Origin of the sequence: Mesobacillus jeotgali (genome assembly GCF_002874535.1) — a bacterium.
GTDB classification, from domain to species: domain Bacteria; phylum Bacillota; class Bacilli; order Bacillales; family Cytobacillaceae; genus Mesobacillus; species Mesobacillus jeotgali.
In genome coordinates, this window is record NZ_CP025025.1 from 517,217 (window position 1) to 543,590 (window position 26,374).

At 44.4% G+C, this 26,374-nt stretch carries 29 protein-coding genes; 22 read left to right on the top strand and 7 right to left on the bottom strand.

Annotated features, from left to right (window positions below; all coding sequences use genetic code 11):
- The first annotated feature begins 213 nt into the window (after window positions 1-213).
- The gene (proC, locus tag CD004_RS02500; protein ID WP_180321271.1) at window positions 214-1,062 is read left to right on the top strand and encodes a pyrroline-5-carboxylate reductase; all 849 of its coding nucleotides are present in this window, start codon (window positions 214-216) and stop codon (window positions 1,060-1,062) included.
- Between the two features lie 38 nt (window positions 1,063-1,100).
- Here proC and CD004_RS02505 read toward each other — a convergent pair whose 3' ends face one another.
- Window positions 1,101-1,577, bottom strand: coding sequence for a hypothetical protein (locus tag CD004_RS02505; RefSeq protein ID WP_102261329.1), 477 nt, complete (start codon window positions 1,575-1,577; stop codon window positions 1,101-1,103).
- A 177-nt stretch (window positions 1,578-1,754) separates the two neighbouring features.
- Here CD004_RS02505 and CD004_RS02510 point away from each other — a divergent pair, with 177 nt between their 5' ends.
- The 12 genes from CD004_RS02510 to CD004_RS02560 all read left to right on the top strand — a co-directional run bounded on the left by CD004_RS02510 (window position 1,755) and on the right by CD004_RS02560 (window position 12,026).
- Complete coding sequence (locus tag CD004_RS02510) at window positions 1,755-3,476, top strand: ABC transporter ATP-binding protein (protein ID WP_102261330.1); 1,722 nt, start codon at window positions 1,755-1,757, stop codon at window positions 3,474-3,476.
- 68 nt (window positions 3,477-3,544) lie between these two features.
- Window positions 3,545-3,760 (top strand): hypothetical protein, encoded by a 216-nt coding sequence (locus CD004_RS02515; RefSeq protein WP_102261331.1) that lies wholly within the window; start codon window positions 3,545-3,547, stop codon window positions 3,758-3,760.
- Between the two features lie 483 nt (window positions 3,761-4,243).
- Complete coding sequence (locus tag CD004_RS02520) at window positions 4,244-4,627, top strand: GntR family transcriptional regulator (protein WP_102261332.1); 384 nt, start codon at window positions 4,244-4,246, stop codon at window positions 4,625-4,627.
- Window positions 4,624-5,529, top strand: a complete 906-nt coding sequence (locus CD004_RS02525; RefSeq protein ID WP_324782502.1) for an ABC transporter ATP-binding protein — start codon at window positions 4,624-4,626, stop codon at window positions 5,527-5,529. The genes CD004_RS02520 and CD004_RS02525 overlap by 4 nt, the downstream gene beginning before the upstream one ends.
- Window positions 5,504-6,256, top strand: coding sequence for a hypothetical protein (locus tag CD004_RS02530; RefSeq protein WP_158651467.1), 753 nt, complete (start codon window positions 5,504-5,506; stop codon window positions 6,254-6,256). The genes CD004_RS02525 and CD004_RS02530 overlap by 26 nt, the downstream gene beginning before the upstream one ends.
- Window positions 6,253-6,942, top strand: coding sequence for a hypothetical protein (locus CD004_RS02535; protein ID WP_102261335.1), 690 nt, complete (start codon window positions 6,253-6,255; stop codon window positions 6,940-6,942). Before CD004_RS02530 ends, CD004_RS02535 begins: the two co-directional genes overlap by 4 nt.
- A gap of 92 nt (window positions 6,943-7,034) precedes the next feature.
- Window positions 7,035-8,093: an aromatic acid exporter family protein gene (locus tag CD004_RS02540; protein ID WP_102261336.1), complete on the top strand. Its 1,059-nt coding sequence runs from the start codon at window positions 7,035-7,037 to the stop codon at window positions 8,091-8,093.
- 166 nt (window positions 8,094-8,259) lie between these two features.
- Window positions 8,260-8,538, top strand: a complete 279-nt coding sequence (locus CD004_RS02545; RefSeq protein ID WP_102261337.1) for a hypothetical protein — start codon at window positions 8,260-8,262, stop codon at window positions 8,536-8,538.
- A 177-nt stretch (window positions 8,539-8,715) separates the two neighbouring features.
- Complete coding sequence (locus tag CD004_RS02550; RefSeq protein ID WP_233434931.1) at window positions 8,716-10,314, top strand: aspartate:alanine exchanger family transporter; 1,599 nt, start codon at window positions 8,716-8,718, stop codon at window positions 10,312-10,314.
- Between the two features lie 72 nt (window positions 10,315-10,386).
- Complete coding sequence (locus tag CD004_RS24630) at window positions 10,387-10,497, top strand: cation-transporting P-type ATPase (protein ID WP_407657676.1); 111 nt, start codon at window positions 10,387-10,389, stop codon at window positions 10,495-10,497.
- 19 nt (window positions 10,498-10,516) lie between these two features.
- Complete coding sequence (locus tag CD004_RS02555; RefSeq protein WP_102261338.1) at window positions 10,517-11,089, top strand: helix-turn-helix domain-containing protein; 573 nt, start codon at window positions 10,517-10,519, stop codon at window positions 11,087-11,089.
- Entirely contained in the window at window positions 11,067-12,026 is a 960-nt protein-coding gene (locus CD004_RS02560; protein WP_102261339.1) for an alpha/beta hydrolase, read from the top strand. The genes CD004_RS02555 and CD004_RS02560 overlap by 23 nt, the downstream gene beginning before the upstream one ends.
- A gap of 65 nt (window positions 12,027-12,091) precedes the next feature.
- Here CD004_RS02560 and CD004_RS02565 read toward each other — a convergent pair whose 3' ends face one another.
- The gene (locus tag CD004_RS02565) at window positions 12,092-12,946 is read right to left on the bottom strand and encodes an amidohydrolase family protein (protein WP_102261340.1); all 855 of its coding nucleotides are present in this window, start codon (window positions 12,944-12,946) and stop codon (window positions 12,092-12,094) included.
- An 11-nt stretch (window positions 12,947-12,957) separates the two neighbouring features.
- Window positions 12,958-15,999 (bottom strand): GNAT family N-acetyltransferase, encoded by a 3,042-nt coding sequence (locus CD004_RS02570; RefSeq protein ID WP_233434932.1) that lies wholly within the window; start codon window positions 15,997-15,999, stop codon window positions 12,958-12,960.
- 242 nt (window positions 16,000-16,241) lie between these two features.
- Here CD004_RS02570 and CD004_RS02575 point away from each other — a divergent pair, with 242 nt between their 5' ends.
- The 4 genes from CD004_RS02575 to CD004_RS02590 all read left to right on the top strand — a co-directional run bounded on the left by CD004_RS02575 (window position 16,242) and on the right by CD004_RS02590 (window position 19,655).
- Window positions 16,242-16,745 carry a methylated-DNA--[protein]-cysteine S-methyltransferase gene (locus tag CD004_RS02575; RefSeq protein ID WP_233434933.1) on the top strand — a complete coding sequence of 168 codons (504 nt, stop codon included), beginning with the start codon at window positions 16,242-16,244 and terminating at the stop codon, window positions 16,743-16,745.
- Between the two features lie 370 nt (window positions 16,746-17,115).
- Window positions 17,116-17,616 (top strand): flavodoxin domain-containing protein, encoded by a 501-nt coding sequence (locus CD004_RS02580; protein WP_102261343.1) that lies wholly within the window; start codon window positions 17,116-17,118, stop codon window positions 17,614-17,616.
- A 97-nt stretch (window positions 17,617-17,713) separates the two neighbouring features.
- Window positions 17,714-18,268: an undecaprenyl-diphosphatase gene (locus tag CD004_RS02585; protein ID WP_226678636.1), complete on the top strand. Its 555-nt coding sequence runs from the start codon at window positions 17,714-17,716 to the stop codon at window positions 18,266-18,268.
- Between the two features lie 121 nt (window positions 18,269-18,389).
- Window positions 18,390-19,655, top strand: a complete 1,266-nt coding sequence (locus CD004_RS02590) for a hemolysin family protein (RefSeq protein WP_102261345.1) — start codon at window positions 18,390-18,392, stop codon at window positions 19,653-19,655.
- Window positions 19,656-20,014: 359 nt separating this feature from the next.
- On the opposite strand, the gene CD004_RS24395 is transcribed toward CD004_RS02590, so the two are convergent.
- The 4 genes from CD004_RS24395 to CD004_RS02600 all read right to left on the bottom strand — a co-directional run bounded on the left by CD004_RS24395 (window position 20,015) and on the right by CD004_RS02600 (window position 21,728).
- Window positions 20,015-20,149: a hypothetical protein gene (locus tag CD004_RS24395; protein ID WP_267892348.1), complete on the bottom strand. Its 135-nt coding sequence runs from the start codon at window positions 20,147-20,149 to the stop codon at window positions 20,015-20,017.
- Window positions 20,150-20,185: 36 nt separating this feature from the next.
- Window positions 20,186-21,049, bottom strand: coding sequence for a permease (locus CD004_RS02595; protein WP_102261346.1), 864 nt, complete (start codon window positions 21,047-21,049; stop codon window positions 20,186-20,188).
- Window positions 21,050-21,075: 26 nt separating this feature from the next.
- Window positions 21,076-21,246, bottom strand: coding sequence for a hypothetical protein (locus CD004_RS23675; RefSeq protein WP_158651469.1), 171 nt, complete (start codon window positions 21,244-21,246; stop codon window positions 21,076-21,078).
- A 149-nt stretch (window positions 21,247-21,395) separates the two neighbouring features.
- Window positions 21,396-21,728: an ArsR/SmtB family transcription factor gene (locus tag CD004_RS02600; RefSeq protein WP_102264965.1), complete on the bottom strand. Its 333-nt coding sequence runs from the start codon at window positions 21,726-21,728 to the stop codon at window positions 21,396-21,398.
- Window positions 21,729-21,961: 233 nt separating this feature from the next.
- On the opposite strand from CD004_RS02600, the gene CD004_RS02605 reads away from it, so the two are divergent.
- The 5 genes from CD004_RS02605 to arsA are packed head-to-tail and all read left to right on the top strand — an operon-like array spanning window position 21,962 to window position 26,266.
- Window positions 21,962-22,306 carry an ArsR/SmtB family transcription factor gene (locus CD004_RS02605; RefSeq protein WP_180321272.1) on the top strand — a complete coding sequence of 115 codons (345 nt, stop codon included), beginning with the start codon at window positions 21,962-21,964 and terminating at the stop codon, window positions 22,304-22,306.
- Between the two features lie 15 nt (window positions 22,307-22,321).
- Window positions 22,322-23,617, top strand: a complete 1,296-nt coding sequence (locus CD004_RS02610; RefSeq protein ID WP_102261347.1) for an arsenic transporter — start codon at window positions 22,322-22,324, stop codon at window positions 23,615-23,617.
- 21 nt (window positions 23,618-23,638) lie between these two features.
- Window positions 23,639-24,058 carry an arsenate reductase (thioredoxin) gene (gene arsC / locus CD004_RS02615; protein WP_102261348.1) on the top strand — a complete coding sequence of 140 codons (420 nt, stop codon included), beginning with the start codon at window positions 23,639-23,641 and terminating at the stop codon, window positions 24,056-24,058.
- Window positions 24,059-24,118: 60 nt separating this feature from the next.
- The gene (gene arsD / locus CD004_RS02620; RefSeq protein ID WP_102261349.1) at window positions 24,119-24,466 is read left to right on the top strand and encodes an arsenite efflux transporter metallochaperone ArsD; all 348 of its coding nucleotides are present in this window, start codon (window positions 24,119-24,121) and stop codon (window positions 24,464-24,466) included.
- A 15-nt stretch (window positions 24,467-24,481) separates the two neighbouring features.
- On the top strand, window positions 24,482-26,266 hold the full coding sequence (arsA, locus tag CD004_RS02625) for an arsenical pump-driving ATPase (RefSeq protein ID WP_102261350.1): 1,785 nt from the start codon (window positions 24,482-24,484) through the stop codon (window positions 26,264-26,266).
- The last annotated feature ends 108 nt before the right edge of the window (window positions 26,267-26,374 follow it).

The following is a 26,374-nucleotide window of genomic DNA, read 5'->3' on the forward strand; positions in this document are numbered from 1 at the left end:
ATGAATCCTTATATCTCTCCATATTTTAGCATGAATGAGGATTTAAGCTGTTTATCCATACAAAATCCTTGCTTAAGTCCGAATGTTTCCGCTTTCATTCACTATCTCGCCCGTATGCTCCCGAATTGGCCCGATATCCTTGAATCTGATTCTGAGGATGTTACTATAAGTAACGTTGATAAAAAACGAACGGAAATAAAAATTTTGAGGTGAATGCGGTTGTTAAAACATAAAAAAGTAGCATTTTTAGGTGCAGGATCGATGGCGGAAGCAATGATTTCAGGTGTGGTCAAATCAGGCAAGATGCGTGCGGAAAATGTTTATGTGACGAACAAGAGCAATGCAGCGAAATTGGAGCGTCTGGAATCCAGATACGGAATCAATGCGATGCCTCAGGATGAATTGCCTTATGCAGATATAGATATGTTTATTTTAGCGATGAAGCCAAAAGGAGCTGCGGGAGCTCTTGAAGCTTTGAAGGATAAATTAGTCCCTGGCCAGGTGGTTGTGTCGGTTCTGGCAGGCATTTCAACAGGTTTCATGGAAGATAACCTTAAAGATGGCCAGCAGGTTGTCCGTGTCATGCCGAACACATCAAGCATGATCCAGGAATCAGCCACTGCCATTTCACCGGGGATACACACAACGAATGAAAACATCGAGGATGTAAAAGAACTATTAAGCAGCATGGGAAAAGTGTTCCTGATTGAAGAAGACCAGATGGATATCTTCACAGGCCTTGCCGGAAGCGGACCTGCGTATTTTTACTACTTGATGGAGCACATGGAGAATGTCGGCAGGGAAAACGGAATGGACGAAAAAATGGCCCGTGAAATCATTGCCCAGACAATTCTTGGTGCAGCAAAAATGATCATCGAAAAGGACGAAACACCAGAGGTCCTCAGGAAAAATGTGACCTCTCCAAACGGAACGACAGCATCAGGTTTGAATGCGTTAAGAAAGTACAATGGCGGAACGGCAATCTCCCAGGCAGTCAACCATGCTGCGAACCGTTCAAAAGAAATCAATCGAGAGCTTGAAGGTGTTCTTGTTCCGTCTTAAGAAAGAGAAAGCTCCCGGCACAAAAGCCGGGAGCTTGTTTACATATATAATCGATAGCCTCGCATTTTTTCGAAAAGGTACTGGAATCCATACAACAAGTAAGCTTTGTAGTGGAGATAGAGGAAGAACTGAAAATTGTTCAATTTGTTCAGTCTTACAATTTTTACTTTCTTGAGTACATTAATGATAAGAAAAGCAAAAATTCCATCTGCTATTGCATTCAGCGTAACGAATTTTTTGAAATTCCCATACGAAATTTTCAGGAGCCACATTGAAAGCGGCATGTAAGGCCCTATGCTAAATGGAAGTTCATCTCGCAAGAAAGACTTTCGTTTATTGTAAAACTTCCACCAGTTCCGTTTGTGGCCATACATATGGTTGATGATTTCAAAAACGATGATAAACACTCCCGCAAAGCAGTAGCGTCTGAAGCTTCTTTTGCCAATGAATAATACCGTTAGCCATGGAACAAATATCAATACAAGATTGAAAAGGAAATGCCTCTTGGAAATCACCCGTTGTTCTCACCTCAACTACTTTCAATTCTTTCTATAAGCTGTCCATAATTTAGCAAAATTAACCGTGAATAAAAAACAAATACATGGATTTTCATCCACTAAATTTTCGTAATTATTGAAAAAGTGACGCTCCTTGACATATAATCACTTGAAGATATTAAAGGAGATACTAAGATGATACGGAGATTTTTTACTTATTACCGCCCTCATCGGCGGTTATTCATCATTGATTTTAGCAGCGCGGTGATTGTCGCCTTGCTTGAGCTTGCTTTTCCGCTCGCTGTGCAATGGTTCATTGATACCCTGCTGCCCGGCGGGAACTGGAATATGATTGTCAGTGTAAGCATTGGATTGTTGCTGTTGTACATCATCAGCACATTGCTTCAATTCATCGTCAATTACTGGGGCCATAAGCTTGGGATCAATATTGAGACGGACATGAGGCAGCAGCTGTTCCAGCATGTCCAGAAGCAATCGTTCCGCTTTTTCGATAATACGAAAACCGGGCACATCATGAGCCGGATCACCAATGACCTGTTTGATCTGGGCGAGCTCGCACACCACGGGCCGGAGGATTTATTCATCGCAGTGATGACCTTCGTCGGCGCGTTCTGGATTATGCTGACGATCAACGTCAATCTGGCATTGACTACGATGATCATCGTGCCATTCCTGATCTGGCTGATTACCTATTCCAACCTGAAGATGAATACAGCGTGGAAAAATATGTACACAGATATTGCCGATGTGAATGCCAGGGTTGAGGACAGCGTGTCAGGAGTCCGGGTGGTCCAGTCTTTTACAAATGAAGATTTTGAGATTGAGAGATTCACTAAGAATAACCGCAAGTTCCGACGTGCAAAGTTGACTGCCTATAAGGTGATGTCATTCAGTTCATCTGGCATTTATATGCTGACAAGGCTGATTGTTCTTGTAGTCCTCGTGTATGGGGCGTGGCTAAGTTTTAGCGGAACTTTGAGTTATGGAGAATTGGTCGGGTTCGTCCTGTATGTGAACGTACTATTCAAGCCGATTGATAAAATCAGTGCGATTCTGGAGTTGTATCCTAAAGGAATGGCAGGTTTTAAACGGTTTACCGAGCTGATGGACCAGAGTCCCGATGTTGTTGACCGGGAAGACGCGATTGAGGTCCCTGGTCTAAAAGGGAACATTGAATTTAAGGATGTTACCTTCAGCTATGATGAAAATAAACCGGTTTTAGAAGGAATAGATTTGAGAATCAATCATGGGGAAACGGTCGCGTTCGTTGGGCCTTCTGGTGCAGGGAAGACGACGATTTGTTCATTGATTCCGCGCTTTTACGATGTGAACAGCGGTGCTATAACGATCGATGGCATCGATATTCGCGAGATGACGAAGAAATCACTGCGCTCGCAAATCGGAATTGTCCAGCAGGATGTGTTCCTGTTTACCGGAACCTTGCGTGAGAATATTGCCTACGGTTCACTCGGGTCAACCCATGAGGATATCGTCAGAGCCGCCAGGCAGGCGCACTTGGAAGATTTCATCGCCGCCCTGCCTGATGGATATGAAACACAGATCGGTGAACGCGGACTGAAGCTGTCGGGAGGACAGAAACAGCGGATTGCGATTGCGCGTATGTTCCTGAAGAATCCGCCGATCCTGATTCTCGATGAAGCGACATCCGCACTTGATACCGAGACGGAAAGAATCATCCAAAAAGCTCTTGGAGAACTTTCTAAAAATAGAACAACGCTCGTCATCGCACACAGGCTGGCAACAATCAGAAGCGCCGACAGGATTGTCGTCGTGACTGAGGATGGAATTGCCGAAGAAGGCAGCCATGATGAGCTGATTGAACAGGGAGGCATCTTCGCCAACCTGCATAAAGTCCAGTTTGAAACTTCTGTATAGGGTTGGTTTATTTTTCCTGTATTTGCTATGATATAAGTAAAATCATGATAGATTTGGAGTGAAGTTCCATGACAGGAACGATTACAATCATAATGGTGTTTTCGATCCCATTAGTCGCAATCGTTACAAGCCATTATCAAAGAGTAGCCAAAATCAAACACAGCATGATTAAAGACGAAATCGAGCTTGAAAGACTGAAACATGAGAACTACCTGCTGGAAACGGAAAAGATGAAACTAGAACTTATGAAGCTCGAAAGTCCTCTGGACAAAAAAGTTTTATAGAATTTGCCCTCTCGTGTAATGCGAGGGGGTTTTTTATTGAGGTTGTTCTGTTGGGGGGGCAATTTTCCAATAAACGGATGAAGCTGCAATTATTTTACTAGACGGTGCAATGAATATCTATGACGGTGCAATTATGCCGGTTATCCGTGCAATTAACTGGGGTGAACGCGCAATAATCCAGTTTGAACGTGCAAAAAACCGATGAGGTTCGAATATGGATATCGATCATGCAATGAGGAAGGTATCAAAGGCATGAGGGATTCAATTTCACAGAGCACTAATTTAACCGGATTTTTTTAGAATGAATCTTCCTTACTCCTTACCAGGTCTCATCTAATCGTGCTACAATTTTCCCTCCACTTTAACCCTCTTTTTAAAAAAATTCTCGGTATTGGTTAAATATCCCTTGTTATATTGCATATGATGTTATATAGTACATTACAACAGTAATGCACTATGTAACCTGTTAGAGGAGGTGCGGGGTTGATTCTTAATTCAGATAGCATGAAGCCGATTTACGTCCAAATTGCTGAGTGGCTGGAAACGGAGATTCTCAGCGAGAGTATCAAGAAGGATGAAAAGGTTTATTCACAATATCAGCTTGCGGAGATGCTGAATATCAATCCAGCGACAGCGGCAAAAGGGTTGAATATTTTAGCAGATGAAAACATTCTTTATAAAAAGCGCGGTCTCGGGATGTTTGTATCGGAGGATGCGAAGAAGATTATAACGGCGAAACGGAGGAACCAGACATTGAAGTCATTGGTGGCTGAGTTGGTGCGGGAAGCGGAGCACCTCCAGGTAACTGAGGAGGAATTGATCGAAATGATCCAGGAAGCCAAACGGGATTTAAAGGGGGATTCATGATGAGTGTGCTGGAGTTCGAAAATGTAACAAAAACATATGGGAAGAAAAAAGCATTGGATAACCTTTCATTCTCTCTCGGGGAAAACAAAATTACCGGCCTGATTGGCAGGAATGGAGCCGGCAAGACGACGATGCTGAAAATTGCCGCAGGTTTCATGCGCGAGAACTCAGGTGAGGTCAGAGTGTTTGGAGAGAGTCCATTCAATAACCTAACGGTATCTGCCAACATGATCATGATAGATAATGACATGAATTTGCCAGCAGCATTGGATCTTGAGGAACTGCTGGAATCAGCAGCCGATTTTTATCATAACTGGGATATGAAGCTTGCTCGTAATCTATTTGATTATTTTGGTCTGGATCCAAAGCAGAATCATGACGGATTATCAAAAGGGATGAAGAATACATTCAACGCAATAATAGGACTGGCGGCACGATGCCCGCTGACTATCTTCGATGAACCGACAAATGGAATGGATGCTGGAGTAAGGAAGGATTTTTATCGGGCGCTCTTGAAGGACTATATCGCGAATCCCCGTACGATCATCATTTCAAGCCATCACTTGAACGAGGTAGAGGATATCCTTGAAGACATATTGCTTCTGAAGGACGGAAAGCAATTTTTGCATATGCCGATTGAAGAACTTCGAGAGTATGCTGTGGTTGTCAGCGGAAAAGAAGAAGCGATTAAGAACTGGCTTCGAGGCCATGAGGTATTCCATAAAAGCAATACTGAATTCGGAAGGACATATGCGGTAATCCGCAATGACCTTTCAGATGACCAGATTGCTTCAGCAATGAAAAACAGCCTGGAGTTCTCGACGATTTCAAACGAGGACCTCTGTCTGTATTTGACGAGCCAGGAGAAAGGCGGGATTGATGATGTATTTAACAAAGGTTAGCCTTTGGGATGTTGTGAAAAAGCAGTTTCGTTTTAAAATGAAATCTTACCGTGGGATGTTCACGTCGCTGATGATGCTGCAGATTATCGGGATTCTTTTTTCGCTTGGCGGAGAAGGAGGCGGTGGCGGAGGATCGGAAACTTTCAGCTATGATATGAACTATTATTCTGGCAATATCATTCTCGCTTTTATGATGATATGGGCTTTTATCTCAGCAATCGTCGTCACCACCCAGGCTTATCGTTTTGATGATTACTCGTTTGTGGCCAACAGGCTGAGCAGTCATTTATCGAATATCATGTTCCTTGGATGGGCAAGTGTCATTGGCGGAGTTACGTTCGTGCTCGCGAGCCAATCGTTGAAGCTGGCGATACTGTTCCAGAAGGACCGGGAATTCATCGAAAGCCAGCCAATAACAATGCTGCAAATGGCAGAAGGTCTGGCTGCTACGATTCTTTATCTGTTCCTGTTCACAGCGCTGGGCTATCTGGTTGGGATGCTGGTGCAGAGGAACAAGGCTTTCATTATAATCCTTCCTGCGCTCCTTTTCGGAAGTTTGTTTTTAAATGTGTTCCTGGCAAGCGAGTCTACCCTAGTGATCGATATCGGGCAAATCTTTGTGAGAGAGACATCCTTTCTACTTTTTATGTTAAAGGTGCTTCTCACATCCGCGCTTGCCTATGCAATATCAGTTTGGGTCTCTAACAGCCTGGAGGTGAGGAAATGAGTATAATCTTTCTATTATTCTTTATTATCTTGCTGATGGTCAGTTTCGGGAGTTTTTCAAATAGATTCTTCGGTGCTAGGTTCATGAGCGGAAGCGGCATCACAAAGGTTTTTGCTGGATACCTTATTATCCTGCTGGTGGCGGGAATTCTATCATTTTTGGTTCCTGTTGAAGATACATTAGAAGCTGGATACCTGACCGATAAAGAAATTGAAGAAAACGATAGATTGAATACCGATATTTATTCTGTAGTTGAATCTGGAAGGATTGAAGAAGCGGAAGGACTTACCAAAAAAGAAACATGGGATTTTCCGCTCAAAGATAAGCTTCTGGACATAAAGTTTATGGGACAGAATGTAATGATTTTCGTTGAGAAGGTGGATTCTCTAGAGGGGAAAGTAGAATTGACCCATTACTCCACTTATTCCTATATGGACAATATTGATATAACCGACCGCTTTAAATCACCAGAGATAGAATTAAGTGAATCTACTCTGAAAATCTATCCGCCTGATCATGTGAATATCAAGCTTGTTAAGTACAAGAACGCATTTCCATTTACCCAATTCAGTGAGGATGGAGAGCAGTTCAACGGCGGATATGGAATGATGCAAGGAATGGAATTCATCTATGTAACTGTCCCGGCTGATACTGAGGTCACCGGAGACGGATATGTGATCAACTAATTCAGGAGTCCCTAATAATAGGGGCTCTTTTTCGTATCTGGCTCCCTTACGGTATAATGATAGTAAGAGTATTTTTAAATGAGGAATGCAAAATGGCTATACTGAAAAAATTCAATTTTGTCGGAGGAAGGGTTCTTAAAACGGGGATTGCGGTCTTCATTACGGCTTTGATTTGTGAGCTGTTGGGGTGGCCGCCGATGTTCGCGGTGATCACTGCCATCGTGACGATTGAACCTACCGCGGCTGATTCGATAAAAAAAGCATATGTACGATTCCCGGCATCGGCAATTGGCGCTGCTTTTTCCGTCGTCTTCAACTTTGCGTTCGGCGACAGCCCGCTAACCTATATGCTCGTTGCCGTCGCAACCATCATTGCCTGCCACAGGCTGCACCTACAGGACGGGGCGCTGGTAGCGGTTTTGACAGGGGTGGCGATGATTTCAACTGTCCAGGATCATTATTTGTCCAACTTTTTCATCCGTCTCGGTACGACTTTGACCGGGCTAACCGTGTCGACCCTGGTGAACCTGCTCGTAATCCGTCCTGACTATTCAAAATCGATCAAGGCAAAAATCCAGCAATTGATTGTGGAGACGGGGAACCTGATAGAAGGCAGGGGAACGGAAATCACAAGGCATCAGCCGTTGCACCGGGAAACAAGGGCGGATTTTCAAAGAATCCTGAAAGACATGGAAGCTATCGAAACACTATGCAAGCACCAAAAGAAAGAATGGAAGCTGCATCAATTCGATCGGAAGGACATGCGGAATATCCATTATGAATTCAAGAAGCTGACTATTTTAAGACAGGTCCATTATCACGTAGGAAATCTAGTTTCGCTCCCCTCGATGCACCTGCCTGAGGAAAAAGCACAGATAGTCGAAGCCATGGTAAAATCGATCAAGTCCGCCTTCCATCATCCCGATTTTGTAATGGATGAATCTCATGATGCCATTGTAAAAGAACTACTGGATTTATTAAGACACGAGGTAGATGTGCGAGAAGCTTACTCCCACCGATTCTCTGAAGAAACGGTCATCTATTACGAGCTGGTCTCGATTCATGACCTGCTAGAAGAGTTGAATCACATCCATAAATTTGAAATCAGGCATCAAAGGCTGCTGGGAAAATCTTTGGATATAAGCTCCTGATAGGAGCTTTTTTTCGTTTGCAGATAAAACTTCGGACAGGTTTGGAGGAGAAGGTGGAAAAGCTGTCCGAACTTAGGTCAACTTCAGACAGGTTTGGAGGAGAAGGTGGAAAAGCAGTCAGAAGATCGAGCAACTTCTGACAGGTTTAGAGGGAGAGCCAGAAAAGTTGTCAGAACATCAACCAACTTCAGACAGGTTTAGAGAGAAAGGCAGAAAAGCTGTCAGAACATCGATTAACTTCGGACAGGTTTGGAGGAGAAGCCACGAAAGCTGTCAGAACATCAACCAACTTTGGACAGGTTTGGTGGAGAAGCCAGGAAAGTTGTCAGAACATCGACCAACTTGGGACAGGTTTGGAGGAGAAGCCAGGAAAGCTGTCAGAACATCGACCAACTTCGGACAGGTTTGGAGGGAGAGCCAGGAAAGCTGTCAGAACATCGATTAACTTCAGACAGGTTTGGAGGGACAGTAACATTTGTTTTCTTATAGGAGAAACTTCATTTTAACCAGAGGAATGTTGTTTTGTACTTAATTCGTCACTGTCTGGTTATGAATAGTTTTGACAACGTGATATTCTAATTTGTATAGATTTTCACAATCGCAATCATTGGAGGAATCATCCGTGGACGGCATAATTGGTTTGCTAGAGGAACCATTAATTCTACTATTTGTCATATTATTTCTCGGCTCCGCGCTGGGAGAAATTAAAATACGGGGACTAAGCCTGGGAACATCCGGGGTGCTCTTGGCGGCAATGGTATTCGGCCATTTTGGCTATCAGGTGTCGCCGGTCATCCAGCAGCTGGGCCTCGGCTTATTTATCGTGGCTGTCGGCTTGTCTGCAGGACCGCGCTTTTTCCGAATGATGAAAACGAGCGGGATCGTTTTCGGCATCATAAGCCTGTTGATCGTTCTTGTCGCATCAGTCACTACAATTGCTGTGGCCAAGCTGTTTAACCTGTCTCCAGCATTGAGCATCGGAATCATGACTGGGGCTCTGACGAGTACACCTGGTCTGGCGGCGGCCCTCCAGGCAACAGGCGACCCACTCGCGTCTGTCGGCTACGGTATTGCCTATCCATTCGGAGTACTGGCGGTTGTGCTGTTCGTGCAGCTTTTGCCGCGAGTGCTGAAGGTGGACCTGGCAGAGGATTTGAAAAAGAAATCGGGTCCTGTTCGCAATGATGAGTCACCTGAAGTTATGACAATCGAAGTCACGGACCCTGCAATCAATAAAAGAACTTTAAAAGAGCTGGAGTTCAATAAATACAATACGGTCGTCATCAGTAGGGTTATCCGCGGGGACCGGAATATTATCGCTCTCAATGATACAGTCATTCTCGTGGGGGACAGGCTTGTTGCTGTCGGTCTACCGAGTGACTTGAAGAAACTGTGCCAGGATATCGGCAGGGAAGTCGAGAACAATTTCAAAAATCACGATAATGTGGAGCTTCGAAAGGTGACCGTAGATTCACTGGAATTAATCGGGAAGACGATCAGGGAACTTGAATTAAGGCGTACCTACGGAGTGACGGTCACGAGGATTGAACGTGGCGGTTTTGAATTCAACCAGAATGCGAAATGGCGTCTGGAGCGCGGTGATGTCCTGACGCTTGTGAGCAGTGAAGACCGTTTGGAAGATGTAGAAAAGCTATTTAGCAGAAAGAAACTGACAGTTACGAATATCCATATTCTGTCGCTAAGCTTAGTGTTGCTGCTGGGAGTGCTGGCCGGGATGATTCCGTTCCATTTCCCGAAGCTCGGCACGATTACATTCGGCGTTGCCGGCGGACCGTTGTTCATCGCTTTAATCATCGGTCACTTTGGTAAACTCGGTCCAATTCATGCGCGCTATTACCAGCCATCGAACCAGGTCATCCGCGATATCGGGTTGGTCCTATTCCTTGCTGGCGCTGGTACTACAGCAGGAAAAGGTATTGTTCAGGTCATCCAGCAGGAAGGCTTCAACCTTGTCATCGGCGGCGCGATCATTACAATTTTGCCAGTTGTTGCCGGGTTTTTCATCGCGAGGAAGCTTTTCCGGCTCAGTATCATTCACTCACTAGGCGCTTTGTGCGGTGGAATGACAAGTACACCTGGACTCGGAGCCACTAACCAGTTGATGGATTCTGAAGATCCTGCGATCGCTTACGCAGTCGCTTACCCATTCGCGCTTATCTCGGTTGCAGTGGCATCACAGATTTTGGTTTTCTTTTTATAAAGCTATTAGCTCCTGCTGGACAAAAATCCCGCAGGAGTTTTATTTATGATGAAAAGATACGGGTTGGAAAAAATGAATGCCGTCCGTCACCGAACGAAAAGAAAAATTCTCCACAGGTTATTGACAAATTTTACAAACAAGATTATATTATCATTATTGATAATGATAATAATCGCAAACTAATACACAGCAGGTGATCACGATGAAGGAAACGAAAGCAGATCTTATTTTACACCCGGTTCGAATGAAGGTTCTTCACACGTTATCCAGTGGGAGGAGGAAGACAGTACAGCAGATTGCTGAGAAGCTGCCGGAAGTGCCACAGGCAACTTTGTATCGGCATTTGAAAAAGCTGCTTGATGCAGGGGTAATTGAGGTAGTCGAGGAAAACCAGGTTCGCGGAACAATTGAAAAAGTGTATGCTCTGCCGAAAAATAATGAAGTTCTCTCAAGGGAAGAGGTGCTCAAAGCTGGTCCCGATGAGCATCTGGAATATTTCATGAAGTTTCTTGCCAGTGTCTTGATGGATTTTGAAGCCTATATTCGCCAGCCAAACTATGATTTTCAAAAAGACATGGCAAGCTTCCGGCAGGCGACCTTGTACGCGAGTGATGAGGAATACAGTGAGTTTATCAGGAAATATGTGGAGTTGATTACGCCGCTGCTCGAAAATGAAGAAGCGCCGAATAGGAAGAAACGAACGATCACTAATATTTTAACTACCCATAATAACTTTGAAGAGGGGAATAAGGATGATGAACGCCCAGATGGTTAATGAGGAAATTTCTTTTAACAGTGATGTGAAATTAACAGGAACATTATTGATTCCTGATCAAGGTAAGGAAACCTATCCCGCAATGGTGTTCCTGCCAGGATCTGGCCAGTTGAATCGTGACGGCAGCACGCCTAATGGAAAATTCAAATTCAATCTTTACAAGGATTTAGCTGAATTGTGTACATCACTTGGATTTGCAACATTCCGTTACGATAAAAGAGGGATCGGTGAAAGTGAAGGGGATTTTCATTCTGCCGGGCTTTCTGATGCGTTGAAGGATGGAGAAGCTGCACTTGATATGCTGTCAGCTCATCCGAAGGTAGACGAGAGCAAACTCATCATCATTGGCCACAGCGAAGGTTGCATGGTCGGTACTGCCCTGAACGCTATAAGGCCGGCAGCAGGATTGGTCCTTCTTTCCGGCGGCGGTGAAACGCTTAAGGAAGCACTGGATCATCAAAGGCAGCTGCTTTACAAAGAGATGAGAGAAAAGAAGGGAATTCAGGGCTTCATCATCAACAAGTTCAACACTCTTGATAAAGCCGAAAAACAAGCCCAAGGTACCTACAAGAAAATGGTCGATTCCAATAAAGATGTAACGAAAACACTAGGCTTCATTAAAATGCCGGCCAAGTATTTCAGGGAGCATTTTGCGCTGGATATAGAAAAGGCGTTGGAGAAGGTTACATGTCCGGTGCTGGCAATCAATGGCACAAAAGATTTTCAGGCCAACCCTGAAAAGCTGAAGCGCCTTGAACAGTTTGTCCAGGGAGAATTTGAAATCCATGTCGTCGAAAACATGGACCATGGCTTAAAGGAGCAACTTACGCCGATGAAGCCATCATCCTACAAAAAGGATTACTTAAAAACAATCGGAAAGCCAATTCATCCTGAGGCGGTTAGGCATCTGAGTTCTTGGCTCGAAAGCAATTTTTAGACATTAGAAGTCCCATTACCATAGTGGTAATGGGACTTCTTCTTGTTCTTCTGATCATCTCGGGCTTACTCCAAATACGGCTTGATCTTCGGAAACACCTTCAGAGCGGTATTGTAAAATACGTCCTCATGGTGCTCGGGCGGAATCAGGTCCTTGATGAACTCGATATACGGACCGACCGGGATCAAAGGCCAGTCTGTGCCGAACAACAGCTTGTCATAAGAATCGGCAAACTCAAGCGCATGGCGCAAGTGGTCAAGGAATCGACCCTGGCTGCGTTTGTCCAGTTCTTCCTTTGTGCCAACGATCAGTCCTGACAGATCAGCAAAAACGTTCGGGTTTTTATAAATGATTTCCGCTCCAGTCAATGTCCACGGATCTCCAAAGTGCGCCATCATGAAATTCACATCGCGGTGGTTGACCGCGACCTCGTCAATCGCCATTGGATGTGAATATTTTAAATAGCCACGCTCTGAATAAGTATCTCCAGTGTGGAAGACGACTGGCAGCTGGTATTTCGCTGCCAGTTTATAGACCGGTTCGTACACTTCGTCATACGCATAAAAAGGATAGTAGCCAAGATAAATCTTGATTCCGACCGTCTTCGGATTTTGCAGTTCTTTTTCAAGCCGGGCAAGTGCTGCCTCATCCAGATCATAAGGATTGACCCCGGCGCAGCAAAAAATATTGGCCGGGAGCTCGGCTGCCATATCAAGCCCCATCGGCGTACGGGCTTCATAATCCGGGAACCCCATTTTATCAGTTTCCGTCAGGCCCATGCCGATTCCGAGCACCACATTGGCTTCCTTGAACTCCTTCAGGATGCCAGCTGTGGAATAGTCGACGAATGACAGTTTCTCGGCCGTTTCATAAAAGGATTTAATGTTTGATAGGTGTATATGGGCATCGATGATTTTCATAGTTTCTCCTTTTAAAATTGAACTCTTCTAAGTTTTTTCAGCAAGTCGCCAGTCAGCCAGCGTTCATCAAACAGCAGGAACAGGGGAGCGCTCTTTTCAAAGTCGCCTTTGTGCCTTGAGACAAGCTGCAAAACTTCTTTATTTGTATACGCGTCAGTTGGAGAGGCATCGTTGTTCGGAATCATGTAAAACCTATCATCACAGCTGTTAGATGAGAAATACGAGTCTCCATCGAGCAGCAAAGGAATCTCCTCACTGCCTGCGTAATACGCATGACCCTGCTGGCTGTCACTGACTGAAATCCTTACATCGGTCAGCTCGCTGCCACCAACAAACATGTCTGTGATCCAAATTTCATCAGCAAGATTTTTTCCGCCAGCATCCTTCACTTCTGTAAAAGAAGCGACAACAGGCACGCCTGGAAGCATCAAATAATATTGCGCATATTGGACATCTTTCCATTGCTTATGTTCCTTGAACTCAGTCGAGATCGCCAAACCGGTCCATTTATTGCCTTCGCTGTCCGTCAATTCGACCACTTCGGCATGGCTTTTTTCTTTTAACAGCGAGAAGGTATTGATTCCGTTCGGTACTGTCTTCATGCCGCCGGCCCATGGATTCCACCAGCTTTTCGCCGTCAATTCCGGGTAGGAGTTGGCGAGCCATTCGTGGCCATTCACTTCCATTGAATAGATGCCAGGATAAAAAGCCGGGTCTGCTTTCAGAGTTATGATGCCGTTATCAATGATGAAAGTGCCATCTTCCGTTCCGGCAGTAACACTTCCCGATGGAGAGATTAGCAACTCTTTGAATCTAGCTTCCGTTCCGTTGCCTGCGTAAGTGGCTTCAAGAATGGACACAGGCTGTAGAGCGCCTGTTGGCACTGTCATAGAATGAGAGGTTTTCTCCATATCGGCGGTAACCGCGTGAATCTCGTCTCCAATTGTTATTGTTCCATCAAGATAGCTGTTTCGATGAGTTTTTAAAGTGAAAGCCAGGTCAGTATCAGGCTTGGTCACGAGTTGATCAGCTTTGAAGCATAAATCACTTGTTGGTTCAGGCTTCTTTCGGATTGGAACTTGCTCTGCATAGGCGATGAACTCTTCGACATTCTGGAATGCTCCGAGTGACAGGGTGATTGTTCCTGACACAGCTTTTGCACCCGGCTCTAGCTTACCGAACTGGTCCTCGATGATGAATTGCCAGCTTTCAGGGCCGGCATTGCTGCTTTCAGACCAGGACAAACCGATTGGGCCGGAATGTCCTTCAGTAAAATACCAGCTTCCAGTGATTCTCTCTGTCTCCAGCTCGCCAATCTCCATGATCCGATTTTCGGAAAAATGCACAACCTCGCCGTCGAGTGGGAAGTAAACCCGCTCCATCTCATGGTAGACAGGCTGGCTGAAAGCTACATCAGGATGGACGCTCTCACCTTTATTTTCAACCTCCGCCCATGTGTGGATGATGCCATCACCGAATAAACGATACGTCTGTGTTAAGTGCAGTCCTTCCATCTCGGCAGATTCCAGGCAGATCTTCATATCAATCGAAGAATCATTGATCTCCCATGTAACAGAGGAAGGCTTTTTCTTGGTGAACTCGAGTGAATATGGTTTTCCTAGTTTCGGTGTCATAAAAGCCAAAGGCTGATTCTTTTTATTGTTTCTAGCGGCAGACGTCAGCAGGTCCCGCTTGCGGACATTGATCTGTCCGAGGCCGTTAAAAATATGCCAGAAATCCTTCGATTCACCGCCGAACCTTTCACCGAGCCCTTTGAAAGAAACCGAGACTTCCTGAAAGAAGGTCAGCTTTTGTCCATCTGCTTTTGTAGCAGTGATCTTCAGCTCAGGCTTGTAAAATCCATGCTGTTTTACAGTTAAAGGAACAGACAGCGTCTTCCGCCCGCGTGCTGGAATTTCCACGGTGAACGTTTGCCTTGCTAATACGACCTGCTCAGCTTCAGGAAAGTCTAATTCAAAAACAGCGCTTTCGTTCAAGTTATTGTTTATTTCAACATTAATAGATGTTTCTTTTTCCAGGAAAGATAGGTTGCCAGAGTAGCTGGCCTCTATTTTTGCAGGGTTGATTGGGAAGATGCCAAGCTTCAATTCACATTCAAGCCCGTTGATCCAAACAGTCGCCTTGATGCTCGGATGTGTCCGCCAGTTGCTCGGTTCTTCACCTTTTTCTACGGTGAAGGTAGCGGATATAGTAGACTCATGATCTACCATTCGTTCTGCGTTGAAATCATACTTAACGCGTCCGCTGTCCGTGCCGTCTGCCTTGAAGGAAATGGGAGCATCGCCCTTGTTCACGACCGTAATCTCGAATTCCCGTTCTTCCTCCTGGATGACTTCATGGTCTGCCAATTTCATTTGCAGGATGAAATCATCTGTTTCAATCAAGCTGATGCCGCGGCTTGTTCGCTCGAATTGTACTCTCGCTGACGTGCCTGCGTTCTGCCAGCTGTATTCATAGAAAGTAAAGCCATTTTCCTTGGTTCCATCCGGCTTTACTTCTATTAATCTGGTGCTGTCTCCATACCAATCCAGTTTTTCAAAGGCAGGTTTTAAAAGTGGAGTATTCAGGACCTGCGGAATGAAATTCATCAGGTGGGTCGAGTCATCCCTGTCCTCCCAGAAAAAGCCGCACTTTTTATAAAGCGGAACAGCTTTCGTATTCCCGGCCCATGTGTAAAGATCAAGCCGAGGCCAGCCGAGCTCCACCGTTTTTTCAAGCGCCTGAAGCAAGAGCTTCTTGCCGATTTTATGTCCGTGATAATCCGTGCGCACGTTGAGCAGTGGGATATACAGTGATCCCGTATCCTCTTTATACTCAGACAGGCCGCAGTACCCGACAACTTCCTCTCCGTCCAATGCCAGGTAAAGCTCGATGTTGTCAGAGTTGGCTTCTTTCTTTTTCACCTGCTCCTCCGTCATGACGCGGGTATCACCACCCCAGCCGTCACGACTCAGATTCCACATTTTGGCGACTCCAGCCGCAAATCCTTCATGATATCTCTCGATTTGAATAACCTTATTTAATTGTGCCACGTTCATTCTCCTCCCTAACTATGGGCCATCTTCCTTTTTCGTTAAAATAAGCTTCTTTTTTGAATTGTCCATGATCCTTAACCTCCTTTGATTTGATGGGAGCTTATTGCACTCCATATCCATCGTAAAGGGAAAATTTACTAGTGTAAAGAAAATTTAGAATTTAATGTTTTTTCATATTAAAACGGTGGCTTTCTTTTTTAGTATAATGAGAAAAAGAAGGTAAGAAGGAGTGATGAGTGGTGGAGCAAAAAATCTATTATGACATCCTTCATTTGGAGGGTAATGAAATTTATATATCGGCGACGGACAAAGGCTTATGTTATGTCGGGTCACCGGAAGAAGGATATGAAGACATGGCAAAACGGTTTCCCGCTGCTGTTTTTGAAAAGAGCCCGGAAGCTTTGAAACCATACAGGGATGAATTGACTGAGTATCTTGAGGGGGAGCTAGTCGAGTTTTCCTTGCCAACCGATGTAAAAGGAACGCCATTCCAGGAAGCAATCTGGGGTGCATTGAGGGAAATCCCTTATGGGGAGACCTGTACATATTCAGATATAGCAGAAAAAATCGGTAAACCTGCAGCGGTAAGAGCAGTTGGAACAGCTATTGGTGCCAATCCAGTCCTGATGACTGTGCCTTGTCATCGCGTCATCGGCAAAAACGGAGCCATAACAGGGTACAGGGGTGGAATCGCGATGAAAGAGCATTTGTTGGAGTTGGAGAAAGCACATTTTAGAGGTTAAAGTGCCGATAAAGAGGGTTCGCCAAAATTTATCGTCACATAAAAGAGAATAATGTGCCGATAAAGGGGGTTCACCGAAATTTATCGTCACATAAAAGAGAATAATGTGCCGATAAAAGGGTTCAACGAAAATCGTCACTAAAAGAGGTTAATATATCGATAAAGTGGAAAGTAGTTTCCGTTTACAATCAATCATATTGTGCAGTACACAGAGGAAACGTCATATAGGAATCACCTCATCTCTACAAACCCGAATTGTAAGAGAATTGCCATACAACTCTCACAATTTTTCTTTAGCTTAAAGGTATAATTATTCCAAATGGACTATGCACAATGGTCTGGAATACCAGAGGGCTGATGGGGGCGATCTAATGAAGAGTTTGATTGTTTACTGCTCAACACATGGTACGACAGCAAAAGCGGCACATCTTTTACGAAAGCAGATTGAAGGGGAAGTCATTGCCATTAATCTGGATAAGACTAAGCTGCATTCTGATTTGGAGTTGTTTGATTCGGTGTTGATCGGCGGTTCGATCCATGCCGGCAGCATCCAGGGGAAAATCAAGAAATTCATGAAAGAGCATGAGGACGTGCTGCAAAGGAAAAACCTCGGCCTGTTTCTTTGCTGTATGAGAGAAGGGCAGGAAGCACACACTCAGTTTGAAAATGCATTCCCACACAATCTGAGGGAAGCGGCAATAGCAAAAGGGTTGTTCGGAGGTGAATTCATTTTTTCAAAGATGAATTTCTTCGAGAAAATCATTGCGAAAAGCGTCAGCGGATCGGCGGAGGAAATTTCGCATCTTGACTTTGTATCGATCAATGAATTTGCGGCAACCTTTAATAGAAATAATAAATATTTACCTGTCTAAGAATCGAGGGCTGCCTGGGCCTTCGATTTTTTATTTTGGACAGCGGAAAATATTGTATAATCAAAGTAATTTGTCTGGGGGAGAGTGTTTGAACGGAATGAATATTGAACTTTTTAGAATGATTAATGACGCTGGAAAGGAATTCGAGGCCTTAAATCCTGTCATTGTCTTTATAGCTAACAATGCGATTTACCTGTTAGCGGCGGCTGTTCTTATATACTTGCTCAGCCGGAAGCCGGGAAACATATTGATGATTGTGAGCGGGCTAGTGTCGCTTGTCTTAGCCGAGGTGTCCGGGAAGATTGCGGGCATGTTCCACTCGAATCACCAGCCGTTTGCAGCGCTATCAGATGTCAATCAATTGATTGAGATGGAAGTGAACAACTCGTTTCCAAGCGATCATACCATTATTTTTTTTACGATGTCGGTTACGTTCTGGCTGTTTAAAAGGAAGCATACATATTTATGGATTCTGCTCGCAGTGTTGGTTGGTTTTTCACGGATATGGGCTGGGGTGCATTATCCGGCAGACATTGCTGTTGGGGCATTGCTAGGGTCAGCATTTGCTTATCTTGGCTATGTACTGATTCCCGAAGTGAAGTATGTGAACAAGAATAATTTGGCAGACAAGGAAAATGTAAAAAATCTCTGATTATGAAACCTTGTTGCCAGGTAAACCGTACATACATAGGGATAAGCAAGAGTATTTGATTTATACCCGTCGAAACAGTAAAATATATTCTGACAAATTTTTTTTCGGAGAGTGAATTTTTTTGGAAGTTCCCATAGGTTTAGTCATTTTATTAGGTGTTTTAATTCTTTTGTCTGCCTTCTTTTCATCGGCAGAAACCGCTTTTTCCAGCGTCAATAGAATCAGGCTGCGAAACTATGAGTCTGAGGGCCGTGCTGGAAGCAAGAAAGCTTTGTATATTTCCGAGAATTTTGATGACGCGCTGTCTACAATTCTAGTAGGTAACAACATCGTCAACATTGCGGCGGCGAGTATATCATCCAAGGTAGCTGTTGATATCTTCGGAGCAAGCACAGGTCTTATCGTAAGTACATTTGGTATGACCATCTTGATCCTGATTTTTGGTGAAATTTTGCCAAAGTCGATCGCGAAGGAAAATGCAGAAGCTTATTCGTTAAAAATTTCCGGTATCCTGCTATTGCTGATCAAAATCCTTACGCCGATCAATTTCGTGTTCAGTAAATTGAAGGCATCCGTATCGAGGATGTTCTCGAAGGATGGGGAAGTCCAGCCATCTGTCACCGAAGAAGAAATCAAGGTGATGGTAGACATCAGTGAAGAAGAGGGTGTCATCAACAACGATGAGAGGGAGCTTGTGCACCGTTCCCTGGAATTTAACGATGTTCTTGTCGGCGAAATTTTAACACATCGAATGGATATGATTACAATCGAAGTAAACCAGCCTCTTGAGGAAATCAAGCAGATTTTCCTTGAGGAACGTTTTTCACGAATTCCAGTTTATGAAGATAATATAGATAATGTCATCGGATTCTTGTCCGAACGTGAGTTTTTCGCTGAATTAATCCAGAATAAAGAAGTGAATGTCCGCGAGATGCTTCGTCAGCCGATGTTCGTCGTGAAGTCGATGAAAATCGCGACCCTCCTGCCAGAGCTGCAAAGGACGAAAAGCCATATGGCCATTGTCGTCGATGAATTTGGCGGCACGAGCGGCTTGATTACGCTTGAAGACATCCTTGAAGAGCTGGTCGGCGAAATTTGGGATGAGCACGATGAAAAGGTCAACATCATGACAAAGATCGATGAAAGCACGTATGAGTTCGATGCCCAGTATGACCTGGATGATTTTGCTGAATTGTTCAATGTGCCAATGCCGGAGACATCTTACCATAATCTCGGCGGCTGGATTTTTGAAACCTTGGAGAGTATCCCGGTAAACGGTGACACATTTGTTTATGAAACACTAAGAATTATCGTCAAGGAAGTAGAAAACCATCGTATCCGTAAAATTAAAGTAGAAATCATGCCCGTTTTAGAGGTTGAAGAATAGAAAAGCGGAAGCGACTCGAGGGGCTCAAAGCTAACGCTTATCGCAAGATACTCGAAGAAGCACTTTCAGGGATGAAAACTGGCTAGGCGCTGAAGCTAGACACTAATCTAAGTGGAAAAAGCGTTTAATATTACGAAAAAAGAAGGTGGAATCAGGCATTTCAGATGTCTGGCTCCACCTTTTTTGTTGTTCATGATGCTATAAAGTTGTGCTGGAAAAATTATTCTCTTAGTGATGTGCGCAAATTGCGCGGTGATTGCCTGTAATTGATCACTAAAGTCAGGGAATTGCACGGAAAGTGATGCTAATTGCACGGTAACAATCGTTAATTGCACCGTCTTCCTTTTACTGTAAAAATATTAGCAGCAAGAAGTATCGCCTCCGCAGCAAGCTGCTTCGTTTTTCTCTTCTGTTTCCTGAACTTCCTTGATTTCCACGCTGCAGCAATCAGACTTCGAGTTGTTGCCCATAAGGATTTTGATAAAGTTAGCCATTGATTTCACCTCCTTTCATCAATAAAATTTGATTAATTATACAAAGTAGAACACAAAACCAGAAATAGTTGACATCGTAATAACAGAAGCGATGAAGGCAATCACGAGCTGCTTTTTAAATATGGACTTTAACAGGATGACTTCAGGCAAGCTGGCTCCGGCTGAGCTGATCATCATCGCCATAACGGGACCAAGGGCCATCCCTTTTAAAATCAGCATTTGCGAAATCGGAATCATGCTTGAAAGTCGGATGTATAATGGGATCCCGGCAATTGCCGCTACTGGGATCAGCCACCAGGCATCATGACCAAACCATTTAGTAATGATTTCAGTTGGAACAAGTCCGTGGATGACGGCACCGATCGCTGCACCTATCAGCAAGTAAGGATATACACTTTTCATCAGCGACCAGGTTTCTTCTAAAGCATATCTCCAATTAAACTTTTGGTTCTTTTCTTCATAGCCAGACATGATGACATTTTTGACGTAACGCTGGAACCCCAATTTATCGAGTGTAAAACCGATGACAATCGAGAATACACTCGTGATGACTGTGTAAATGATGGTAACTTTCCAGCCCATCACAACGCCCATTATCGTTAAAATTGTTGGGTCCAGTACCGGAGAAGCGAAGAGGAAAACCATAACGATTGAAAATGGGATTTTCTTTTTCAGCATATTGACGACTACTGGAATCGTCGAGCAGGAGCAAAAGGGTGTGATAAACGCGAACAGGATGGCGGCAAAGCTGGCAAGCACTTTATTGCGTCCTGTCAGTTTCTTTTCGATTTTTTCATAAGGGATGTATCCCTGAAGCAGGCTGATCAAAAAGGAAATCCCGATAAAAAGCACGGTCAATTCAAGGGCAATCCATAAAAAGCTTTTTAGAAATTCAATCATTTTCCTCTACCTTCTTCCTCCATTATTTAAGCGTTAGCTGGAACTGTGCAGCATTTAGGCTGCTGTTTTTGTTTTCGGGAAATCCAAGGGAATTGCTTTGTTTCTGGCTGTTCAAAGAACTTCCACGCGTGTCTAGCTTTCCTTTCAACTTCCTGTTGTTTTAACTGTGCCAAAGCTTGGTAATCATGATAAAACATTTATATCCTCTCCTTGATCAAAATATGTTGATTTATTTATCAAAAAAAATTGATTAATAATCTGAAAAAAGAGACCTTGCTGAATATGCTCTTTTCGAGTCGCTGTTAGATTAATTAAGTAGCAAAATCTAAACGTGTACGAAAGGAGCCTAACAACAGTTGCTAGGTCTGAAAAGGCAGCAAAGCTCTGGAGATAATAGATGATTGATTTCTTTGGTGTTTACTGTGTAGTAGCTCCAGGTTCCCTTTGTTTCTTTCTGGATCAGATTGGCATCAAGCAAAATCTTCAAATGATACGACAATTTTGATTGGGGCATGTCAATCAGTTCACTTAGATCGCAAACGCAGCTGGAGTCTTGCTGGCATAGAAGATTGAGGATGTGCAGGCGTTTTTGGTCGGCAAGGGCTTTGAACTTCTTCTCATATTTTTCAAAGGTGCTTTGAAGCGGCGGTTCCTTGGCTGCTTTGGTGTCAGTTGTCAGGTCTGTTAAAGGAATGAATTTTTCCACTTTCAGCTCTCCTTAATCAAAATCTCTTGATATATTGTATTATATTTCCTTTAAAACCATTTTGCAACTGTTAAATCAAATTTTTTTGATTTTAAATAAAATCGGTGGGTAGTAGAAATATTAAGAGAATGTAAATTTCGCTAAAAGCCCTTGAACATATAAGCAAATCATTATATGATGATACGGTAATTGGAGGTGGAGAGTAATTGATAAAGCAAAGTATTGAAATGGATCAGGCTGCTGCAGTGCTCAAGCTGCTTGGTGACAAGACGCGTTTGACGATGATGAGGATTCTTGCGGACCATGATTGCTGTGTTTGTGAGTTTGTAGCAATGTTCGATGCCAGCCAGCCGGCGATCAGCCAGCATATCCGCAAGCTTAAGGATGCAGGCTTGGTAAAAGAGAGCAGGAGAGGGCAGTGGATTTTTTACTCGCTGAACAGGCAATATGAGCATTTCGATTTTATTCAATTGCTCATGGGTGCACTTCCAAGCCAGGAAGAAAAATTAACAGAACTTGAAAAGCAGGGAAAACGGATTTCCTGTGATTAACGGAGGTGTGTGGATTTGTCATTACCGATTATAGCTTCACTGATTTTCCTCGTGACGCTGACATTAGTCATCTGGCAGCCTAAAGGGCTGGGAATTGGCTGGTCAGCTGTAGGGGGAGCAATTTTAGCTTTGATCTTCGGTGTTGTTGACTTCCAGGATGTAATCGATGTTACCGGAATCGTTTGGAATGCAACACTCGCATTTATCGCAATCATTATTATTTCACTTATTTTAGATGAGATTGGATTTTTTGAATGGTCTGCCTTACATATGGCGAGGGCAGCAAAGGGTAACGGAGTCAAAATGTTCGTGTACGTCACCCTGCTTGGTGCTGCTGTTGCTGCTTTGTTCGCAAACGACGGGGCCGCACTGATTTTGACGCCAATCGTACTGGCGATGGTGCGGAACCTGAAATTTGAAGAAAAGATGGTGTTTCCTTTTATCATCGCAAGTGGATTCATAGCCGATACTACTTCATTGCCGCTCGTTGTCAGCAACCTGGTCAATATCGTATCTGCCGACTTCTTTGATATTGGGTTCGTCGAATATGCATCCCGCATGATCGTGCCTAACTTCTTCTCACTGGGTGCCAGTATTTTGGTTTTGTATTTATTTTTCCGCAAGAGCATCCCGAAAAATTACGAGATGTCTGACTTGAAAAAGCCATCTGAAGCGATCAAGGATATGAAGATGTTCCGCTTATCGTGGATTGTTTTGGGAGTTCTGCTTGTAGGCTACTTTGCAAGTGAATTCCTGAACATCCCGGTATCATTCATTGCCGGGATCGTAGCGATTTTCTTCTTGATAATGGCAAGAAGGAGCCCGGCTGTCCATACGTCCACCGTCGTCAAAGGCGCACCATGGGCGATTGTATTCTTCTCGATTGGCATGTATGTGGTGGTTTACGGATTGCGTAATGCAGGATTGACGAACATCCTGGCAGATGTCATCCAGGCTGCGGCTGACCAGGGCTTATTTGTCGCAACGATTGGCATGGGCTTCATCGCGGCAATTCTTTCTTCGATCATGAACAATATGCCAACTGTCATGATTGATGCTCTTGCGATTGCGGATACTAACACAACAGGTGTTGTTCGCGAAGCGCTGATTTATGCAAATGTTATTGGATCTGACTTAGGTCCGAAAATCACCCCGATTGGATCACTGGCAACACTGCTGTGGCTGCACGTCCTTTCACTGAAAGGCGTCAAGATTTCATGGGGCACTTATTTTAAAACAGGAATCATTTTAACCATTCCTACTTTGTTTATCACTTTGGTAGGTCTATATATTTGGTTACTCATTATCTAATAACAAGGGAGCGAATCTACTATGTCTAAAAAAACAATCTACTTCTTATGTACTGGAAACTCTTGCAGAAGCCAAATGGCTGAAGGATGGGCAAAAAAATATCTAGGTGACGAGTGGGAAGTGAAGAGTGCGGGTCTGGAAGCGCACGGCTTGAACCCTAACGCTGTGAAAGCAATGAAGGAAGTAGACATCGATATCACGAATCAGACATCAGATGTGATTGATACTGAAATTCTGAACAATTCTGAGCTTGTCGTCACACTTTGCGGCCATGCAGATGAGCACTGTCCAGTAACACCTCCTCATGTAAAACGTGAACACTGGGGCTTTGACGACCCAGCAAAAGCTGAGGGAACCGAAGAAGAAAAGTGGGCTGTCTTCCAGCGCGTCCGCGACCAAATCAGCGACCGCATCAAGACGTTTGCAGAGACTGGGAAATAAGAAAGACCATGCAGCCAAGGGGAAACTCTTGGCTTTTGCTCTAAGGGAGGAGAAAAAGAAATGAAGACAATTAAAATCTTTGACCCGGCATTGTGCTGCCCAACAGGCGTCTGCGGACCTAGTGTAGATCCGGAATTAACAAGGGTTGCCTCCGCGATTTTTATCCTGGAGAAAAAAGGCTTTCCGATCAGCCGCTATAATCTTGCAAATGACCCAGCAGCATTCGTTGAACATAAGGAAGTGAATCAGGTATTGCATGAAAGAGGACCAGATGCCCTGCCACTTGTAATGCTGGACGGAAAAGTCGAGAAAGTGGGCAGTTATCCTTCCAATGAAGAATTTGCGAGCTGGCTGGGCGTTGATGTGAAAGAACTGACCCCTGAAAAGCCGCGTAATCAATTGCTGTAAGGAGGGAGACCAGCTATGTTCCAAACTTTCCATCCGAAATATGTAGTCAACACCCCTTATCTCTTTTTTACCGGAAAAGGCGGAGTGGGGAAGACCTCCACTGCCTGTGCCACAGCAGTTGCGCTGGCGGATACGGGAAAAAAGGTATTGATTGTGAGCACAGACCCGGCATCGAATCTGCAGGATGTGTTTGATATTGAAATCGGTAATGATCCAGTTGAAGTCCCATCTGTTCCAAATCTTTCGGCATGCAATATCGACCCGGAGGAATCTGCCCGCCAATATCGGGAAAAAGTGATTTCTCCTTATCGGAGCGCATTGCCGGAAAGTGTGGTCGCGACGATGGAGGAACAGCTTTCCGGTGCGTGTACAGTGGAAATCGCTGCTTTCGATGAGTTCTCCAACCTGCTTACCGACCAGGAGTTAATTAGTCAGTACGACCACATCTTGTTCGATACGGCTCCGACAGGACATACCCTGAGACTCCTTCAGCTGCCAACTGCCTGGAGCAGCTTTTTAGAGGAAAGCACTCACGGAGCTTCGTGCCTGGGCCCGCTATCAGGTCTTGGAGAAAAAAAGCAGATGTACAGCTCGACGGTAAAAGCTCTGTCTGATCCAAAAATGACGACACTGATTCTCGTGACAAGGCCAGAACCTTCTTCGATGCTCGAAGCAGAACGGGCTTCGGCAGAGTTAAAGGAAATCGGGATGGAAAACCAGGTCGTCATTATCAATGGACTGTTGCAGAAGCATATAAAGGAAGACAGAATATCAAAAGCATTCTTCGACCGGCAGCAAAGCGCTTTGGCTGAAATGCCTGCTCGCTTGAAGCAAGTAGGGATGTTCGCGATTCCATATGTTCCATTTTCATTGACCGGAGTCGGAAACCTTCGCCACATGTTCAATAGTGTAACTCATTCTGTTGAAATCAATGAGGTAGAGCTTTCTGAAGACCGTCTGCATTCCCTGCAGGATCTCGTAAATGATTTTGCTCAAAGAGATATGAGGATCATTTTTACAATGGGAAAGGGCGGAGTCGGAAAAACGACGATCGCTTCTGCAATTGCCGTCGGTCTTGCTGAAAAAGGCATTAAGGTTCATTTGACGACAACAGATCCAGCGGCTCACCTGGACTATGCGTTCCAGCAGAAAAATGCCTATAATCGTTTGTCAATCAGCCGCCTTGATCCGAAAAAAGAGGTTGAGGCATATAAGGAAGCGGTTCTGTCACAAAATAAGAACCAGTTAAATGAAGAAGCCCTTGCTTATCTCGAGGAGGACCTGAATTCACCATGTACCGAAGAGATCGCCGTATTCCAGGCATTTGCCGATATTGTGGAGAAGTCTAAGGACGAGGTAGTGGTCATTGACACAGCACCAACTGGACATACTTTGCTGCTATTGAATTCGGCTGAGTCATATCATAAAGAAATATCACGTTCGACAGGTACGGTATCCGAAAGTGTCCAGAATTTATTGCCGAAATTGCGAAATCCAGAGGAAACGAGCGTGGTAATCGTTACGTTGCCAGAAGCGACTCCTGTTCTGGAGGCAACACGCTTGCGGGATGATTTAAAGCGGGCCTCGATCGAACCGCAATGGTGGGTAATCAATCAGAGCCTGTATGCACAGCAGACGACGGACCCTATTTTACAGAGCAAAGCTGAAGCGGAAAAAGTCTGGATCAAGAAAGTCAGTGAAGAGGTTGCTGAGAAGACGAGCATCGTTCCATGGCAGCCAGAAGAAAAACTCGGGTACGATAAAATGAAGGACTTGATCAATAGCAGTTTTTCGCATTGATTATTGCTTTTCAAACTTGTCCTTGCATCCGTAGTTTTATAAGCGTCGGGCTCTTTTCGAGGAGACTACTGAATAGGGAATGCAGGAAAAATAGTGAAAACCCAGTTG